The sequence below is a fragment of the Pseudomonas sp. NPDC087626 genome (assembly GCF_044743405.1).
Classification (GTDB): Bacteria; Pseudomonadota; Gammaproteobacteria; order Pseudomonadales; family Pseudomonadaceae; genus Aquipseudomonas.
This window is the reverse complement of record NZ_JBIUWJ010000008.1, coordinates 1-15,442: the sequence shown is the minus strand read 5'-3', so window position 1 is coordinate 15,442 and position 15,442 is coordinate 1. Positions and strand designations below refer to the sequence as shown.

At 62.1% G+C, this 15,442-nt stretch carries 16 protein-coding genes; 7 read left to right on the top strand and 9 right to left on the bottom strand.

What is annotated here, in order from left to right:
• Window positions 1-27 precede the first annotated feature (27 nt).
• A complete protein-coding gene (gene nadD / locus ACIOVD_RS08750) occupies window positions 28-750 on the bottom strand; it encodes a nicotinate-nucleotide adenylyltransferase (RefSeq protein WP_095166296.1) in 723 nt (240 codons plus the stop codon).
• Complete coding sequence (locus tag ACIOVD_RS08745) at window positions 719-1,990, bottom strand: glutamate-5-semialdehyde dehydrogenase (protein ID WP_095166294.1); 1,272 nt, start codon at window positions 1,988-1,990, stop codon at window positions 719-721. Before ACIOVD_RS08745 ends, nadD begins: the two co-directional genes overlap by 32 nt.
• Before the next feature lie 187 nt (window positions 1,991-2,177).
• Here ACIOVD_RS08745 and ACIOVD_RS08740 point away from each other — a divergent pair, with 187 nt between their 5' ends.
• Window positions 2,178-2,861: a DNA-3-methyladenine glycosylase gene (locus ACIOVD_RS08740; protein ID WP_401127178.1), complete on the top strand. Its 684-nt coding sequence runs from the start codon at window positions 2,178-2,180 to the stop codon at window positions 2,859-2,861.
• 43 nt (window positions 2,862-2,904) lie between these two features.
• A complete protein-coding gene (locus tag ACIOVD_RS08735; protein WP_401127176.1) occupies window positions 2,905-4,221 on the top strand; it encodes a bifunctional DedA family/phosphatase PAP2 family protein in 1,317 nt (438 codons plus the stop codon).
• A 7-nt stretch (window positions 4,222-4,228) separates the two neighbouring features.
• Here ACIOVD_RS08735 and ACIOVD_RS08730 read toward each other — a convergent pair whose 3' ends face one another.
• Genes ACIOVD_RS08730 through ACIOVD_RS08720 form a run of 3 tightly spaced genes read right to left on the bottom strand, consistent with a single transcriptional unit; the run spans window position 4,229 to window position 5,905 of the window.
• Window positions 4,229-4,819, bottom strand: a complete 591-nt coding sequence (locus ACIOVD_RS08730) for an LON peptidase substrate-binding domain-containing protein (protein ID WP_159998129.1) — start codon at window positions 4,817-4,819, stop codon at window positions 4,229-4,231.
• 10 nt (window positions 4,820-4,829) lie between these two features.
• Complete coding sequence (locus tag ACIOVD_RS08725; protein WP_095166287.1) at window positions 4,830-5,546, bottom strand: LrgB family protein; 717 nt, start codon at window positions 5,544-5,546, stop codon at window positions 4,830-4,832.
• The gene (locus ACIOVD_RS08720) at window positions 5,543-5,905 is read right to left on the bottom strand and encodes a CidA/LrgA family protein (protein ID WP_095166285.1); all 363 of its coding nucleotides are present in this window, start codon (window positions 5,903-5,905) and stop codon (window positions 5,543-5,545) included. The genes ACIOVD_RS08725 and ACIOVD_RS08720 overlap by 4 nt, the downstream gene beginning before the upstream one ends.
• 183 nt (window positions 5,906-6,088) lie before the next feature.
• On the opposite strand from ACIOVD_RS08720, the gene ACIOVD_RS08715 reads away from it, so the two are divergent.
• From ACIOVD_RS08715 to ACIOVD_RS08705, 3 genes are all read left to right on the top strand, one after another.
• Window positions 6,089-6,544, top strand: coding sequence for a MaoC family dehydratase (locus ACIOVD_RS08715; RefSeq protein ID WP_095166283.1), 456 nt, complete (start codon window positions 6,089-6,091; stop codon window positions 6,542-6,544).
• Window positions 6,545-6,647: 103 nt separating this feature from the next.
• Window positions 6,648-8,366: a C13 family peptidase gene (locus tag ACIOVD_RS08710; protein ID WP_401127173.1), complete on the top strand. Its 1,719-nt coding sequence runs from the start codon at window positions 6,648-6,650 to the stop codon at window positions 8,364-8,366.
• Between the two features lie 27 nt (window positions 8,367-8,393).
• Complete coding sequence (locus ACIOVD_RS08705; protein WP_095166279.1) at window positions 8,394-9,035, top strand: oxidoreductase; 642 nt, start codon at window positions 8,394-8,396, stop codon at window positions 9,033-9,035.
• Between the two features lie 7 nt (window positions 9,036-9,042).
• On the opposite strand, the gene ACIOVD_RS08700 is transcribed toward ACIOVD_RS08705, so the two are convergent.
• From ACIOVD_RS08700 to mpl, 3 genes are read right to left on the bottom strand one after another with little or no spacing between them, the layout of a single operon-like run.
• Entirely contained in the window at window positions 9,043-9,327 is a 285-nt protein-coding gene (locus ACIOVD_RS08700) for a YceK/YidQ family lipoprotein (RefSeq protein ID WP_095166277.1), read from the bottom strand.
• Window positions 9,320-9,952, bottom strand: a complete 633-nt coding sequence (gene ubiX / locus ACIOVD_RS08695) for a flavin prenyltransferase UbiX (RefSeq protein ID WP_401127171.1) — start codon at window positions 9,950-9,952, stop codon at window positions 9,320-9,322. Before ubiX ends, ACIOVD_RS08700 begins: the two co-directional genes overlap by 8 nt.
• On the bottom strand, window positions 9,949-11,298 hold the full coding sequence (mpl, locus tag ACIOVD_RS08690; protein ID WP_320333093.1) for a UDP-N-acetylmuramate:L-alanyl-gamma-D-glutamyl-meso-diaminopimelate ligase: 1,350 nt from the start codon (window positions 11,296-11,298) through the stop codon (window positions 9,949-9,951). The genes ubiX and mpl overlap by 4 nt, the downstream gene beginning before the upstream one ends.
• A gap of 190 nt (window positions 11,299-11,488) precedes the next feature.
• Here mpl and ACIOVD_RS08685 point away from each other — a divergent pair, with 190 nt between their 5' ends.
• The gene (locus ACIOVD_RS08685; protein ID WP_401127168.1) at window positions 11,489-12,613 is read left to right on the top strand and encodes a molecular chaperone DnaJ; all 1,125 of its coding nucleotides are present in this window, start codon (window positions 11,489-11,491) and stop codon (window positions 12,611-12,613) included.
• Window positions 12,614-12,636: 23 nt separating this feature from the next.
• Here the strand turns inward: ACIOVD_RS08685 and ACIOVD_RS08680 are convergent, their stop codons facing one another.
• On the bottom strand, window positions 12,637-14,547 hold the full coding sequence (locus tag ACIOVD_RS08680) for a sigma-54-dependent Fis family transcriptional regulator (protein WP_401127167.1): 1,911 nt from the start codon (window positions 14,545-14,547) through the stop codon (window positions 12,637-12,639).
• A 359-nt stretch (window positions 14,548-14,906) separates the two neighbouring features.
• Between ACIOVD_RS08680 and ACIOVD_RS08675 the strand changes: the two genes are divergently transcribed.
• Window positions 14,907-15,442, top strand: a 536-nt coding sequence (locus tag ACIOVD_RS08675; protein WP_401127165.1) for an aldehyde dehydrogenase family protein, incomplete at its 3' end; no start/stop codon positions are given.

The window sequence follows — 15,442 nt, the reverse complement described above, 5'->3', positions numbered from 1 at the left end:
TTGCCACGTGCCTTGAGGCACTCCTATTCAGTTCGGCGCACGGTAAAGTCCATGCGCATCGATGTAGGCCAGGACCGCGTCGGGCACCAGGAAACGTACCGACTTACCGCTGGCCAGCAGTTGACGGATCTGGGTGGCGGATACCGCGAGCGGTGTCTGCCAGACGAATGCAATCTGTCCACTCGGCCCTTTGAGGGCCAGCGGGTCGCTCACCGAGCGCGCGGCCAGCAGGTTGCGCAAGGCATCCGGCGGTTCGCTGTCGGCATCCGGGCGTTGCAGCACCAGGATGTGGCAATGCTGGAGCAACTCTTCCCAGCGATGCCAAGTGGGCAGGCCGCAAAATGCGTCCCAGCCCAAAAGTAAAAATACCTGGTCATCGGCGGCGAGTTCCGCGCGCATCAGCTCCAGGGTATCAATAGTGTAGGACGGCTTGTCGCGTTTGAGTTCGCGGTCGTCCACCACCAGGGGTGCAACTCCAGCTACCGCGCACTCAACCATCGCCAGACGGTCGAGCGCCGACACCTGCGGCGTACCCCGATGGGGTGGCCTGGCGCTGGGCGTCAGGCGCAACTCATCGAGGTCCAGCGACTCGGCCACTTCCAGCGCACCGCGCAAATGGCCGATGTGCACCGGGTCGAAGGTCCCGCCCAGTACGCCAATGCGCCGGGGACAGGGTTCCTGGCGGGTCACTGTGGCTGACGGCTCGAGGTCGCCCAAGTCAGACCGGCTCCTGACCGCGCAACTGGCCATCACCGACCACGATGTACTTCTCGCAGGTCAGACCTTCGAGACCCACCGGGCCGCGGGCGTGCAGCTTATCAGTAGAAATGCCGATCTCGGCACCCAATCCGTATTCGAAGCCATCGGCAAAGCAGGTCGGGGTGTTGATCATCACCGACGCCGAGTCGACTTCAGCCACAAAACGCCGGGCGTCGCCCTGGTGTTCGCTGACGATCGAGTCGGTATGGTGCGAGCCGTAATGATTGATGTGTTCGATGGCCTGGTCCAGGCCATCGACCACCAGGATCGACAGGATCGGCGCCAGGTACTCGGTGCTCCAGTCTTGCTCGGTGGCCGCTTCGGCCTCGATGATTGCGCGGGTCCGCTCGCAGCCACGCAGTTCGACGCCTTTTTCGCGGAACTGGGCAGCCATGGCCGGCAGGAAGTCCTTGGCGACCGCCTGGTCGACCAACAGGGTTTCCATCGCGCCACAGATGCCGTAGCGGTAGGTCTTGGCGTTGAACGCAATCCGCTGCGCCTTGGCCAAATCGGCGTGGGCACTGACGTAGACGTGGCAAATGCCGTCCAGGTGCTTGATGACTGGCACCCGGGCGTCGCGACTGACCCGTTCGATCAGGCCTTTGCCGCCACGCGGCACGATCACGTCGACGTATTCCGGCATGGTGATCAGCGCGCCCACTGCGGCACGGTCCGTCGTCTCGACCACTTGCACCACGGCAGCCGGCAGGCCGGCCTCGGCCAGGCCGCGCTGGATGCAGGCAGCAATGGCACGGTTGGAATGAATCGCCTCCGAGCCACCGCGCAGGATGGTCGCATTGCCCGACTTCAGGCACAGGCTGGCGGCGTCGATGGTCACGTTGGGCCGCGATTCGTAGATGATCCCGACCACGCCGAGGGGGACGCGCATCTTGCCCACCTGGATACCCGACGGCCGATAACTCATGTCGCGGATCGCGCCTACCGGGTCCGGCAGCGCCGCCACCTGACGCAAACCGACGATCATGCCGTCGATGCGTGCGGGGGTCAGGGCCAGACGCTCGAGCATTGCCGGCTCCAGGCCATTGGCCCGGCCAGCGGCCAGGTCCAGCTCATTGGCGGCAGTCAACTCGGCACGCGCGGCATCCAGGGCGTTGGCGGCGGCCAGCAGGGCGCGGTTTTTCTGCCCAGTGCTGGCACGGCCGATCACGCGGGAAGCATCGCGCGCAGCGCGACCCAAGCGGGTCATGTAGTCAAGAACGGACTCAGTCATAGTCTGGAGTGGTCTTTGCTATGGTCGTGGTAAAGAGTAAAGCGGCAGATTATAGCTGTCGCGTCACTCGACTAACAGCGGTGACGGGCGGATGGTCGAAATGGACAGCAAATAGTCAGTCTTCAGCCTGGATTAAGGCCCTGGTTGTTATCATAACGTCACATTTGCTCTCTGAATGCTGCCGCCCATGACCATTGTGACCCATCCCACGCAGCCAAAGGCCCTGCCTGACAGCTTTTTCAACCGCGACGCACAATTGCTCGCGTGCGAATTACTGGGCAAGGTGATCCGCCATCGGATCGGAGATTTGTGGCTTTCGGCGCGGATTATTGAAACAGAAGCCTATTACTGCGACGAAAAAGGCAGTCACGCCTCCCTCGGCTACACAGAAAAGCGTAAGGCTTTGTTTCTGGATGGCGGGCACATCTATATGTATTACGCCCGTGGTGGCGACTCCCTGAACTTCAGCGCCCACGGGCCCGGCAATGCGGTACTGATCAAGTCCGCCTATCCTTGGGTCGACGAAGTCTCGGGGCCAGCGAGCCTGGCCCAGATGCTGCTCAACAACCCCGACGCCAACGGCCGGCCGCGCCCCTCGCAGAAGCTCTGCGCCGGCCAGACCCTACTGTGCAAGGCGCTCGGCCTGAAAGTACCGACCTGGGACGCCAAGCGCTTTGACCATCAAGTGCTGTTTGTCGAAGACCTTGGCCGACCGCCCACCCATGTGATCCAGACCACCCGCCTGGGCATCCCCCACGGCCGCGATGAACACTTGATGTACCGCTTCGTCGACAGCGCCTACGCGCCCTATTGCACACGGAACCCTCTACGCCGCGGCCAGGTCGAAGGCCGCGACTATTTACTGATCTGATTCCTGCCCTCGATGGGCCAACAGCAATCCTGGAGTTGTACCTATGGGCCCATGGCTCGATAGCCTGACCGCTTGGTTAACGGCAAACCCGCAATGGCTGGCGGCCGCCGTATTTATCGTGGCCTGCATTGAGTGTCTGGCGATTGCCGGCCTGATCGTCCCCGGCACCGTCCTGTTGTTTGCCGTTGCGGTACTGGCGGGCAGCGGCGCCCTGTCGCTGGGGGAAACCCTACTGCTGGGCTTTCTCGGCGGTGTGCTGGGGGACGTGGTGTCGTATTTCGTCGGCCGGCACTTCCATCAGAACATCCGGCGCTTGCCGGGCTTGCGCCACCACCCAGAGTGGATCGGCAGTGCCGAAGCCTATTTCCAGCGCTATGGCATCGCCAGCTTGCTGGTGGGGCGTTTTATCGGTCCGTTGCGCCCGATGCTGCCAATGGTCGCCGGGATGTTCGACATGCCCTTCCCGCGCTTTTTTGCCGTCAGCCTGCTGGCAGGTGCCGGCTGGGCCGTGGCTTATCTGCTGCCGGGCTGGGCCACCGGGGCGGCTATCCGCTTGCCATTGCCCGAGGGTTTCTGGCCCCAGGCCGGGCTGGTAGTGGGCAGCATCGCGGTGCTGGTAGGCCTGGGTATCAACAGCGGCCTGCGCGGACATCGGCGCTCTACCCTGCTGATCGCCGGCCTGAGCCTGTTGATACTGGTCGGGCTGCTTGTCGGCTACTCACACCTCGGCGCCTTCGATCAAGGCCTGATGACCCTGGTGCAGGAACACCGCAAACCGCTGCTCGACGAGTTCGCGGTGATGTTGACCCAACTCGGTGAGTTCAAGCACATGCTGGTGATCAGCGCGGCGCTGACCCTGGTGCTGCTGGCCACGCGACAATGGCGGCACTTGCTGTTCGCCGGCGGTACCTTGCTGGTGACTGCGCTGGCCAATACCGCCACCAAGCAGCTGTTCGCGCGGATGCGCCCGGAAGTCCTGACCGACCCACTGACCAGCTACAGCATGCCCAGCGGTCATGCCTCAGGTTCGTTTGCGCTGTTCCTGACCCTGGCCGTGCTGGCGGGTCGAGGACAACCCCAGCGCATGCGCCTGACCTGGCTGCTGATCGGTTGCCTGCCGGCCCTGGCCATTGCCCTGTCGCGGGTTTACCTGGGGGCTCACTGGCCGACCGATGTGGTGGCCGGAGCCATGCTCGCAGCCTGCGTGTGTGCCGCCAGCCTGTGGCTGAGCCAGCGCCAGGCGCCGCTCAATCCGCTACCGGCGAAAATCTGGTGGTTGATCCTGCCCGTGATGGTGGCGCTGTTCGGCCTCTACGCACTGCAGAATCTGCCGCACGCGATGATGCGTTACGCGTACTGAGGCAATATCAGGCGAACAACTCACCCTGCAGCTCATCCAACAACGCCTGGATCGCATCCAGGCGTTGTTGCGGATCATCGACCTGCAGCAGCCCGATCTTGTCCAGCTCGGAAAATGGCAACAAGTAGGCCAACTGGTTGGCCAGTGACTGCTGGCCTGCGGCGTCGGTACCCATGTTCAACGCCTCGACCATCGGGTGCTCGGCCAGCGCCTTGAGCAAGGCCATCAGGTCGGCGTCCTCTTCCTGCAGGGGCTGCTCGGGTAAATCGTCGAGCCACTCGACTTCGGCGACCGTCAACTGATCGCGCTGCACTTCGCTGCGCAACACATTGAAGCGGCGTGCGCCCTGCACTCGAATTCCCAGCAGGCCGTTGTCCTGCTGCTTGAAATCGGTGATCCGCGCTTCGCAGCCGACCAGTGCATACCCCTGCGGGGCCAGGCCGACCTCTTCGCCCTCAAGAATGCACACCACGCCAAACCCTGCCCCCTGCTTCATGCAGCGGCTGATCATGTCCAGGTAGCGCGCCTCGAAAATCTGCAGATCAAGGAAACAGCCGGGAAACAGCACCGTATTCAGCGGGAAAAGCGCCAGACTCATAGACATGTCCTTACACCACCATCGACACCGCCAACGGCAACAACACCGCCGTGGCCACACCCATCAGGCTCATCGCCAACGCGGCAAACGCACCGCACTCTTCACTTTCCTGCAGGGCTACTGAAGTGCCCACCGCATGAGCGGTCATGCCCAGGGCCATGCCGCGGGCCTCGGGGCCATGGACGCCGAGACGATCGAGCAGCGCCGGGCCGAAAATCGCCCCGATCACCCCGGTGATCAGCACAAACACCGCCGCCAACGCCGCCACGCCACCGATCTGCTCGGCCACCAGCATGGCAATGGGCGAGGTCACCGACTTCGGTGCCATAGTCATCAGAATCATGTGTTCGGCGCCAAACCACCAGCCCAGCAACACGCACAGGCCGGTAGCGACCACCCCACCTACCACCAGCGTAGTAAAAATCGGCCAGAACAGTTGGCGAATGCGCCGCAGGTTGAGGTACAGCGGCACCGCCAGGGCCACCGTCGCCGGCCCCAGCAGGATGCTGAGGATTTCCGTGCTTTTACGGTACTCGGCATAGGTCAGGCCACAGGTGAGCAATACGCCAATCACCAGCAGCATGGACACCAGCACCGGTTGCAGGAAGATCCAGCGGGTTTTCTCGAACGCCGCCAGCACCAACTGATAAGCCCCCAGGGTAATGCCGATCCCGAACAACGGGTGATGGATCACTGCCGCCACTGCGCCCTGCCAGTCAAACATCATGAGCGCTCCTCCCGCCGAGCCTGACGCTTGACCAGCCATTGCATCAGCACCCCGGCAAAGGCCATGGACAGCAGCAACGACAACACCAGTGCGCCGGCGATCGCCCAGAAGTCAGCCGCGATATCCGCGGCATACACCATCACCCCCACCGCAGGCGGGACCAGCAGCAACGGTAGATAGCGCAACAAGCTGCCAGCAGCCAGGCTCAGTGGCTCGCCGACTTCGCCGCGCATGATCAGGTACACCAGCAACAGCAGCAGGCCGATAATCGGCCCCGGCAGTACCGGCAACAACAAATGGTTGATGGCCGTGCCGAGCAATTGAAACAGCACCAGCCAGGTCAGGCCGCGAAGCAACATGAATCATCCCCCCACAAAACTCGCCCCCCAAAACGGGCCTGCCATTATAAGCATGGCATCTGCTATGCATGGGTATTCGCCAATGGTATGCAAGCTTGACCGGCACCCGTGGCCATGATGATCTAAGGTGGTTCCTGATCCCTCAAAAAAACTATAAAACCGATGAACCCAAGGAGAGTCTCAATGCCCTATGTACCCGTTGCAGAGCTCAAGAATTATGTCGGCAAGGAACTCGGACGTTCCGAATGGCTCACCATCGACCAGGAGCGCATCAACCTGTTCGCTGAAGCCACGGGCGACTTTCAGTTCATCCACGTTGACCCGGTAAAAGCCGCACAGACACCATTCGGTAGCACCATCGCCCACGGTTTCCTGTCGCTGTCGCTGATTCCCAAACTGATGGAAGACATCATGGTCCTGCCCCAGGACTTGAAAATGGTCGTCAACTACGGCCTCGACAGCGTGCGCTTCATCCAGCCGGTGAAAGTCGATTCGCGGGTCCGGCTCAAGGTCGAACTGACCGACGTCACCGAGAAAAAACCCGGCCAATGGCTGCTCAAGGCCACCGCCACCCTGGAAATCGAAGGCCAGGAAAAACCGGCCTATATCGCCGAACCCCTGTCACTGGCGTTCGTGTAACCCCTGCCGGATGCGGAACAGTTACTGCTGTTTCGCACCGCGTCTCTATTTATCAGGCACATAGCTGCGGCATACTCGGTCGCCTAATCACCCGGATCCTGCTATGCGCTTACTTGCACCCCTCGCATTGACCCTGTTGCTCACCGCCTGTGGCGACGGCGAATCGCTGTTGCCGCCGGACGCGCGCCTGCCCGACGGCGGACGCTATCGGGGCGACCTGGTCGACGGGCTGCTGCAAGGCCAGGGTCGCATCGACTACCCGAACGGCAGTTGGTACGCCGGCCAGTTCGACAAAGGCCAATGGCATGGGCAGGGCGAGTGGCACGGCAGCAATGGCGAGGTCTACCGCGGCGCCTTCCAGCAAGGGCTGTTCCATGGCCAGGGCGCCCTGACCACCAGCGACAGCAGCTACACCGGCGGCTTCAAGCTGGGGCGGCGCGACGGCGAGGGCACGCTCAAGGAAAATGGCATGACCTACCGGGGCGAATTCAAGGCCGACCAGTACTCCGGACTCGGTCGCCTGGAACTCGAAGACGGCAGCCAATACCAGGGCCAGTTCGCCCACGGCAAACCCAATGGCCAAGGCCAGCGCAGCGATGTCAGCGGCAATCAGTTCAGCGGCCACTTCATCAACAGCCAACTGGACGGCATTGGCAGCTTCAACAGCGCCGAAGGCGACAGCTATGTCGGCGGCTTCAAACAGAATCAACTGCACGGCAAGGGCCGCTACGAAAACGCCGACGGCGACGTGTGGATCGGCCAGTTCAAGGAAGGCGCGCTCAGCGGCAAGGGCGAGTTGATCGGCGCTGACAACAGTCACTACCTCGGGCACTTCAGCGACTGGCGCTTCACCGGCCAGGGGCGCCTGAACCTGCCCGATGGCAGCTTCTACGTCGGCCAGTTCGACAACGACAGCTATCAGGGCCACGGCACGCTGGTACTGACCGACGGCACGGTGCAGAGCGGCGACTGGATCAATGGCCTGCGCGTGCGTGATGCCGACGGCAAATTGCTGCCCGACACCCTGGAGCTGGGCCTGCTGGCCCAGGGCCGCCTGCTCGATGAAGCGCTGGCCAATGTGCCTGCCTCAACCCCCGCGGTCGAACTGTACAGCCTGACGCTCGGCGGCGACGGCAAGCAGAGCGTATTTCTGCGCGAGTCCGACTACGTCAGCAACATGCTGGCCAGCCGTTTCGGCGCCTATGGCCAGATCCGCCTGGTCAACCACCGCGACCACCTCGGCGACCGGCCCATGGCCACCCGCGAAAACCTGCGCCGCGCCGCCCTGACCCTGGCCGAGCGCAGCGGTCCGGAAGATTTGCTGTTCATCTACCTGACCAGCCACGGCACCCACGAACACGAACTGGTACTCGACCAGCCGCGCATGGAGCTGGCCGACCTGCCCGCCGATGAGTTGGCCGCCGTCTTGGCACCGCTGAAAAACCGCGACAAGATCATCGTGATTTCCGCCTGCTACTCCGGAGGTTTCCTACCTGCCCTCAAAGACGAGCGCACGCTCGTCATGACCGCCTCGCGGGCTGACCGGGTGTCGTTCGGCTGCTCCGAGGAAGCGGACTTCACTTACTTCGGCGATGCCCTGTTCGCCCAGGCACTGAACCAGACCGACGACCTCGAGCAAGCCTTCAAGCTGGCCAAGGCCACGGTTGCCGAACGGGAACTGGCAGACGACTTCGAAGCTTCTGAACCACAGATCTGGGCACCCAAGGGGGTTCTGGCGCGCTGGCAGGCACTGCGCAAGCAGCAAGCACGAAAAGCGCTGCAAAATGCGGCGTTGAACAACACGGATGCAAAGAGCAACTAAGCTGAACAGTATCAAGGGAGAAACACTATGTACTTGACGCCTCAGCACGTACTGCTCGCTGGAGCCACCGGCCTGACCGGTGAACATTTGCTCGACCGGTTGCTCAACGAGCCCACCATCAGTCGCGTACTGGCGCCCTCTCGCCGACCGCTGGCGGAACACCCGCACCTGGAAAACCCAGTCGGCGACCCTACCGTGTTCCTGCCTCAACTCAATGGCCGGGTAGACATCGCCTACTGCTGCCTGGGCACCACGATCAAGCAGGCCGGTTCGGAACCGGCATTTCGCGCGGTCGACCTGGACATGGTGGTGGCCTTCGCCAAACGGGCGCGCGAAATGGGTGCACGACACCTGATCGTGATCAGCGCCATCGGCGCGGACCCAAAATCCTCGGTGTTCTACAACCGCGTCAAAGGGGAAATGGAACAGGCCCTGCGCGCGCAAGACTGGCCGCAGCTAACTATCTGCCGGCCTTCCCTGCTACTGGGCGAACGCCTGGAGCCACGCCTGGCCGAGCAACTCGCCGGCCCGCTGTCCAGGCTGATCCCGGGTAAATACCGCGGCATCGAAGCCTGCCAACTGGCCCGCGCCATGTGGCGCCTGGCGCTGGAGGAGCAGGACGGGATACGGGTGGTGGAATCGGACGAACTGCGCAAGCTGGGCAAGTAGCCCTGCGCTACAACCCGCCCGTCGCCTGAAACCCGACCCCAAGCACCGTCAACACCGACAACGGCAGCAACAGTGTGTCGAGCAAGGCACTGGCCGGCAGGTCGAGACCTGGATAACTCGGGGCTTCGGCACCAAATCGATCCTTGGCACAACAACCACCCTGTAGCGCATACCAGTCCAGGCGCGCCCCGGAATACACCACCGGAGCGCCCGGTTGCGCCGCATCCAGGGTGCGCACACTGGCGCAACCGACCAGTTGCAAGGCCAGCAGCACCAGCAGCAGCTTACTCATCACTGCTCAGATGGTGTTCGCCCCAGCGCGGCAGCATGTCCTGCGGGATGTTCAACACATTGAGAATCCGCGCCACGACAAAATCCACCAGGTCATCGATGGTCTGCGGCTGATGATAGAAACCCGGCGACGCCGGCAGGATAGTCACGCCCATGTTCGACAGCTTGAGCATGTTTTCCAGGTGAATGCTCGAATACGGCGCCTCGCGCGGCACCACAATCAACTGCCGGCGCTCTTTCAACGTCACGTCGGCGGCACGTTCGATCAGGTTGTTGCAGGCGCCCATGGCGATGGCGGACAAGGTCCCGGTCGAACAGGGCACCACCACCATCGCGGCCGGTGAGCCGGAGCCCGAGGCCACCGGAGACATCCAGTCTTCCTTGCCATACACCCGAATCTGCCCGGCGACCGCACCGGTGTATTCGGTGAGAAAGGCCTGCATCATCTGCGGCTTGGGCGGCAGCGTGACGTCAGTCTCGGTAGCCAGTACCAACTGTGCGGCCTTGGAGATCAGGAAATGCACCTCACGGTCTTCGCGCACCAGGCAATCGAGCAGGCGCAAGCCATACTGGACGCCTGAAGCGCCCGTCATGGCCAGCGTGATGCGATCCGGACCGTTGTTCATTTAAGCGCCTCGGCCAGCTTGCCGTGCAGGCCGCCGAAGCCGCCATTGCTCATGATCACCACGTGCGTGCCCGGTTGAGCCTGGCTCTGGACCCGCGCAATGATGCCGTCCAGCGAATCGCTGACGATCGACGGCACCGTACACAGCGCCGCGGTGCCCGCCAGGTCCCAACCCAGGTTGGCCGGGGCGTACCAGATCACCTGGTCGGCATCGACCACGCTTTCCGGCAGTCCGTCACGGTGCGCGCCGAGCTTCATGGAGTTGGAACGCGGCTCGATGATGGCAATCAGCGGTGCGTCGCCAATGCGCTTGCGCAGGCCATCCAGGGTGGTAGCGATCGCCGTCGGATGGTGGGCAAAGTCGTCGTAGATGGTGATGCCGTTGACCTGGGCCACGACTTCCATGCGCCGTTTGACACTCTTGAACGCGCTCAGCGCCGCAATGCCCATGGCCGGGACCACGCCGACATGGCGTGCTGCCGCCAGGGTCGCCAACGCGTTGGCGACGTTGTGCTGACCGGTCATGTCCCAGTCGACCACGCCCTGCGCGACGCCCTCGAACAGCACTTCGAACTTCGAACCGTCTTCGCTGAGCAATTTGACCTGCCATTGCCCGCCGGCACCGGTGGTTTGCACCGGGGTCCAGCAGCCCATCTCGACGACCCGCTGCAACGCCGGCTCAGTGGTCGGATGAATCACCAGGCCTTCGCTCGGGATGGTGCGCACCAAGTGGTGGAACTGGCGCTCGATCGCTGGCAGATCGGGGAAGATGTCTGCGTGATCAAACTCAAGGTTGTTGAGGATCGCAGTGCGCGGGCGGTAGTGGACGAACTTCGAACGCTTGTCGAAGAAGGCGCTGTCGTATTCGTCAGCCTCGATCACAAAAAACGGCGTGTCGCCCAGGCGCGCCGAGACCGAGAAATTCTGCGGCACGCCGCCGATCAGGAAGCCCGGGCTCATGCCCGCGTGCTCCAGCACCCAGGCGAGCATGCTGCTGGTGGTAGTCTTGCCATGGGTGCCGGCAACCGCCAGCACCCAGCGCCCTTGCAGCACATGGTCGGCCAGCCACTGCGGGCCCGAGACGTACGGCAAACCTTTGTTCAAGACGTACTCGACCGCCGGGTTACCGCGGGACATGGCATTGCCGATCACCACCAGGTCCGGGGCCGGGTCGAGCTGGGCCGGGTCATAACCCTGCGTCAGTTCAATGCCCTGAGCCTCCAGTTGGGTGCTCATCGGCGGATAGACATTCGCGTCGGAGCCGGTCACGCGATGGCCCAGCTCTTTGGCCAGAACCGCCATCGAGCCCATGAAAGTGCCGCAGATACCCAGGATATGAATGTGCATAGTCAACCTCGTAAAACATCGAGGCAGGTTAGCCTAGGGTGGGAAAAATCGCACCTGATGTTTAAACGGGCGAGTCACTGCACCCTATTAAACGACTGAACATTCAGAATCTGCCTGCGACCCTGTACACCACCGATGCCGCTGATAATCTTGGCATCCCTCACGCTTGAGTGATCGCCGGAGACCGCCCATGAGCAAAACCACCTACGACCTGAGTATCTCCCCAGACAAAGGTCCCAAAAAATTGTCTGCCGGGCAGCGAAAATTCAATGAGCTGGTGAAAAAAATCGACAAACAACGGCAGATCCTGCAAGCGTGGGAAGCGGCCACCGCGCTTTATGAGCAGCGCTGGCACAGTGAGTTCGTGCCCCAGCTCGACATCCTGCATCAACACACGGTCGGGTTCGTGCAACTTCTGAGCGACCTGGGCGAGCGAATCAAACTCTCGAAAACTGATCGCAAGACGCTGACCCAGGAAATTTGCGGCCAAGCCTACACCCTGCTTGATAGCGGCAATTGCAGCGAAGAGGAGCAAGTGCGCTTGAAAGCGCTGTACAACCAGCACAGTGGCCGTGACTTCGATACCGATGAGGAAGAAGACAACGAGTTTCTCAAACTGGGACTGCAGGAGATGTTCGGGGTCGAGCTCGACGACGATATCCAGGGGCTATCTCCCGACGACATCGCGCAAAAAATAAATGAGCGCTTGCAGAGCGAACAACCTGAGCCAAACAAACCTGGCAAGAAAAACGCCCACCAGCTACGCCAGGAAGCAGCCGCCGCCGAGGCCAGCCAGTCCGTGCGCGAGGTGTACCGCAAACTGGCCAGCGCCCTGCACCCAGACCGAGAAACCGACCCTGACGAGCGCGAGCGCAAAACCGTGTTGATGCAGCGCGTCAACCATGCCTATGGCCAGCGCAATCTGCTTGAGCTGCTGCAACTACAGCTGGAGTTGGAGCACATCGATGCAAGCACCCTCAACACGCTGACTGCTGATCGACTGAAACATTACAACCGCGTATTGACCGAGCAACTCGATGAACTAAAACAGGAAGTATTCGATCAGGAGCAAGGATTCAAACTGCAGCTAAATCTCGACCCGTTCGACAAACTGACACTGGCGAACCTGCCTGGTTTTTACCAGCAGCAACTCGACTCGGTCCTGGATGATATTCAGGAACATATTCTGCTCGGCGAAGAGCTGAATGATCCCAAGAACCTGAAAGCCTGGCTCAAGGCACAGAGGGACTATGAGCGCGAAATGGAAAAATCACTCAACAACGACCTGTTTTTCGACGACCCGTTCTTTCGCTGAACAGCCGTCACTTCAGCCAACACCTAACGGGTTATCCCGTGCTTGCGCAGCTTTCTATAGAGGGTATTGCGACTGACCCCCAACTGTTCGGCCGCATGGGTCATGTGCCAGCGCTGTTGTTCCAGGGCATTGAGCAAGGCCAGGCGCTCGGCATCGTCGAGTGGAAACTCGACCGGCGCCGGTGCACTGCTCGATGCCGGACGAGCCTGGCGAATCATCGCCGGCAAGTCCTCCACACCGATGCGCCCCTCTTCACACAAGGCTGCCAAGGTCCGCAGCACCGTGCGCAACTGCCGCACGTTGCCTGGCCAGGCAAACCCGAGCAACGCCTGGCGCGCCGGAGCATCAATCAACACCGCCTCGCCACCCGCCTCTTCGGCCAACAGAAAGTCCAGCAACTGGGATTTATCACTGCGCTCACGCAGGGGCGGCAAACCTACCTCCAGGCCATTGAGCCGGTAATACAGGTCTTCGCGAAAGCTGCCATCCTGCACCCGCTCCAGCAAGTCACGGTGAGTGGCGCTGATGATCCGCACGTTGACCGCCTGCGGCTCGCCACCAATCGGCACCACCAGCCGGTCCTCAAGTACCCGTAACAAGCGGGTTTGCAGGGCCAGGGGCATGTCGCCGATTTCATCCAGGAACAAGGTCCCGCCATCGGCCTGCTGCAACTTGCCGCGCATGCCTTCCTTGCGCGCGCCGGTGAAACTGCCGCCGCGATAACCGAACAGCTCGCTCTCGATCAGGCTCTCAGGAATGGCCGCGCAATTGAGCGCGACAAAGGCTTTGTCGGCACGCTGGCTGGCCTGGTGCACGGCCTTGGCAAAGGCCTCTTTGCCCGAACCGGTCTCGCCATTGATCAACAGCGGCACATCACGTTCGAACACCCGCAGGGCTTTGCGAAAATCCGCCTGCAAACCTTCATCGCCCAGGCAAATACCGGCCAACCGCGGCCGCTCGGCAACCCTCTGCGCCTGCGCAACCGGGGCGGGCACACTGCGCGGCTGACCGCGCAACAGGGCAAACAAGGCCCGGCCGTCGCGGGTGCGCAGTGGCCAACTGGCGCTGGCGTTGACGCTGGCGCGAGACATCAGTTGATCCAGCGAACAGTCGAAAAAGGCCTCCACCGGCTTGCCCACCAGGCCGCCGCGAATATGCCCCAGCAGGTTCAACGCGCTCTGGTTGACCGCACTGATGCGCCCTTCCCCGTCAAATGCCAGCAGCCCTTCGCTGAACAGCCCGACCGACTCGGCCTGCAGGTGAAAGCGCAGCAACCAGTGGTTGTCGAAGTGGCGCAGGAAGTAGCAGCTCTCGATCATTTTCGCCGAGAGATTGACCAGCGCCATGGTGTGGAACTGGCTCTGGCGCGAAACGTCATGGCGCGCCGAGGAAACGTCGAGCACCGCCAGCAACTCGCCATGGGGGTCGAACACCGGGCTGGCCGAACAGGTCAGGCCCGTGTGGCGGCCGCGAAAGTGTTCATCCTGGTGGATGGTCAGCGCCTGGCGTTCCACTAAACAAGTGCCGATTCCGTTGGTGCCTTCGCAGGCCTCACTCCAATCGGCGCCGAGCCACAGGCCGGCGCGCTCGAAGATCTTGCGCTCGGTGGACGCCGTGACACAGTTGAGAATCACCCCACGGGCGTCGGTCAACAACACCGCATGCCCGGCACCGCTGAGTTGCTGATGCAGGCTGTTCATTTCTCCGCCGGCAATCTGCAGTACCTGCTGCAGGCGCTCGCGACTTTCCAGCACCCGACCATGCTCCAGCACCGTGGGCGCGATGGCCAATGCCGGATCGAGATGATAGTCCTCCAGGCATCGCAGCCAGGAACGGGCGATGGACGGATCGCTGCCCGGACCGTGCAACTGGTTCTTGCCCTGGGTGACGGTCAAGACCTGTTGGGCATGGCGACTTAAATGGTTGCTGTGCATTTCTTATTGTTCTCCCCGAGGGTCAGGTCCGCAGAACGGTCGTACCCCCCCGTGTCCCCTATCCTGTGCCTGGTTCAGGCGAGTGCTTCGCCCTCTCATGCAGCCGAGCATCCTCCAGCCCGGCGCGCATTGCAATGCCAGCGAGACCGACCGGTCACGCGCTGTGCCACAAACGGTACAAAGTGTCACACGACCCGTATCGAATCTGGCACAGCCTGCAAGCAAGGCCCCGCCGCCGACTGCGCAAACCCTTGATTTACAGGCACCACAAGGCACTGGCCCGACCTTTGCTCTAGGCTTGTACCAGCGCTTATTGCGCGTACTCCCCTATAAGCACAAAAGCCAAGGAGACACTCATCATGCGTTACGCTCACCCCGGTACTGAAGGCGCTATCGTTTCGTTCAAAAGCAAATACGGTAACTACATCGGCGGCGAGTTCGTCGCGCCTGTCAAAGGCCAGTACTTCACCAACACCTCGCCGGTCAACGGCCAACCGATTGCCGAATTCCCCCGCTCCACGGCCGAAGACATCGAAAAAGCCCTGGACGCTGCCCACGCCGCGGCCGATGCCTGGGGCAAGACCTCGGTCCAGGACCGCTCCCTGGTGCTGTTGAAAATCGCCGATCGCATCGAGCAGAACCTCGAAGTCCTGGCAATCACCGAATCCTGGGACAACGGCAAGGCCGTGCGCGAAACCCTGAACGCCGACATCCCGCTGGCGGCTGATCACTTCCGCTACTACGCCGGCTGCATCCGCGCGCAGGAAGGCAGCTCTGCGGAAATCAACGAACACACCGCGGCCTATCACTTCCACGAACCGCTGGGCGTGGTCGGCCAGATCATCCCGTGGAACTTCCCGATCCTGATGGCCGCCTGGAAACTCGCGCCGGCCCT

What these genes read in the sequence shown, in the direction of transcription:
- ACIOVD_RS08740 (WP_401127178.1), top strand. Translation starts at nt 2,178, where the DNA reads ATGACCATTGTGACCCATCCCACGCAGCCAAAGGCCCTGCCTGACAGC.
- ACIOVD_RS08710 (WP_401127173.1), top strand. Translation starts at nt 6,648, where the DNA reads ATGCGCTTACTTGCACCCCTCGCATTGACCCTGTTGCTCACCGCCTGT.
- ACIOVD_RS08685 (WP_401127168.1), top strand. Translation starts at nt 11,489, where the DNA reads ATGAGCAAAACCACCTACGACCTGAGTATCTCCCCAGACAAAGGTCCC.
- ACIOVD_RS08735 (WP_401127176.1), top strand. Translation starts at nt 2,905, where the DNA reads ATGGGCCCATGGCTCGATAGCCTGACCGCTTGGTTAACGGCAAACCCG.
- nadD (WP_095166296.1), bottom strand. Translation starts at nt 750, where the DNA reads ATGGCCAGTTGCGCGGTCAGGAGCCGGTCTGACTTGGGCGACCTCGAG.
- ACIOVD_RS08705 (WP_095166279.1), top strand. Translation starts at nt 8,394, where the DNA reads ATGTACTTGACGCCTCAGCACGTACTGCTCGCTGGAGCCACCGGCCTG.
- ubiX (WP_401127171.1), bottom strand. Translation starts at nt 9,952, where the DNA reads ATGAACAACGGTCCGGATCGCATCACGCTGGCCATGACGGGCGCTTCA.
- ACIOVD_RS08700 (WP_095166277.1), bottom strand. Translation starts at nt 9,327, where the DNA reads ATGAGTAAGCTGCTGCTGGTGCTGCTGGCCTTGCAACTGGTCGGTTGC.
- ACIOVD_RS08680 (WP_401127167.1), bottom strand. Translation starts at nt 14,547, where the DNA reads ATGCACAGCAACCATTTAAGTCGCCATGCCCAACAGGTCTTGACCGTC.
- mpl (WP_320333093.1), bottom strand. Translation starts at nt 11,298, where the DNA reads ATGCACATTCATATCCTGGGTATCTGCGGCACTTTCATGGGCTCGATG.
- ACIOVD_RS08730 (WP_159998129.1), bottom strand. Translation starts at nt 4,819, where the DNA reads ATGAGTCTGGCGCTTTTCCCGCTGAATACGGTGCTGTTTCCCGGCTGT.
- ACIOVD_RS08720 (WP_095166285.1), bottom strand. Translation starts at nt 5,905, where the DNA reads ATGTTGCTTCGCGGCCTGACCTGGCTGGTGCTGTTTCAATTGCTCGGC.
- ACIOVD_RS08745 (WP_095166294.1), bottom strand. Translation starts at nt 1,990, where the DNA reads ATGACTGAGTCCGTTCTTGACTACATGACCCGCTTGGGTCGCGCTGCG.
- ACIOVD_RS08725 (WP_095166287.1), bottom strand. Translation starts at nt 5,546, where the DNA reads ATGATGTTTGACTGGCAGGGCGCAGTGGCGGCAGTGATCCATCACCCG.
- ACIOVD_RS08715 (WP_095166283.1), top strand. Translation starts at nt 6,089, where the DNA reads ATGCCCTATGTACCCGTTGCAGAGCTCAAGAATTATGTCGGCAAGGAA.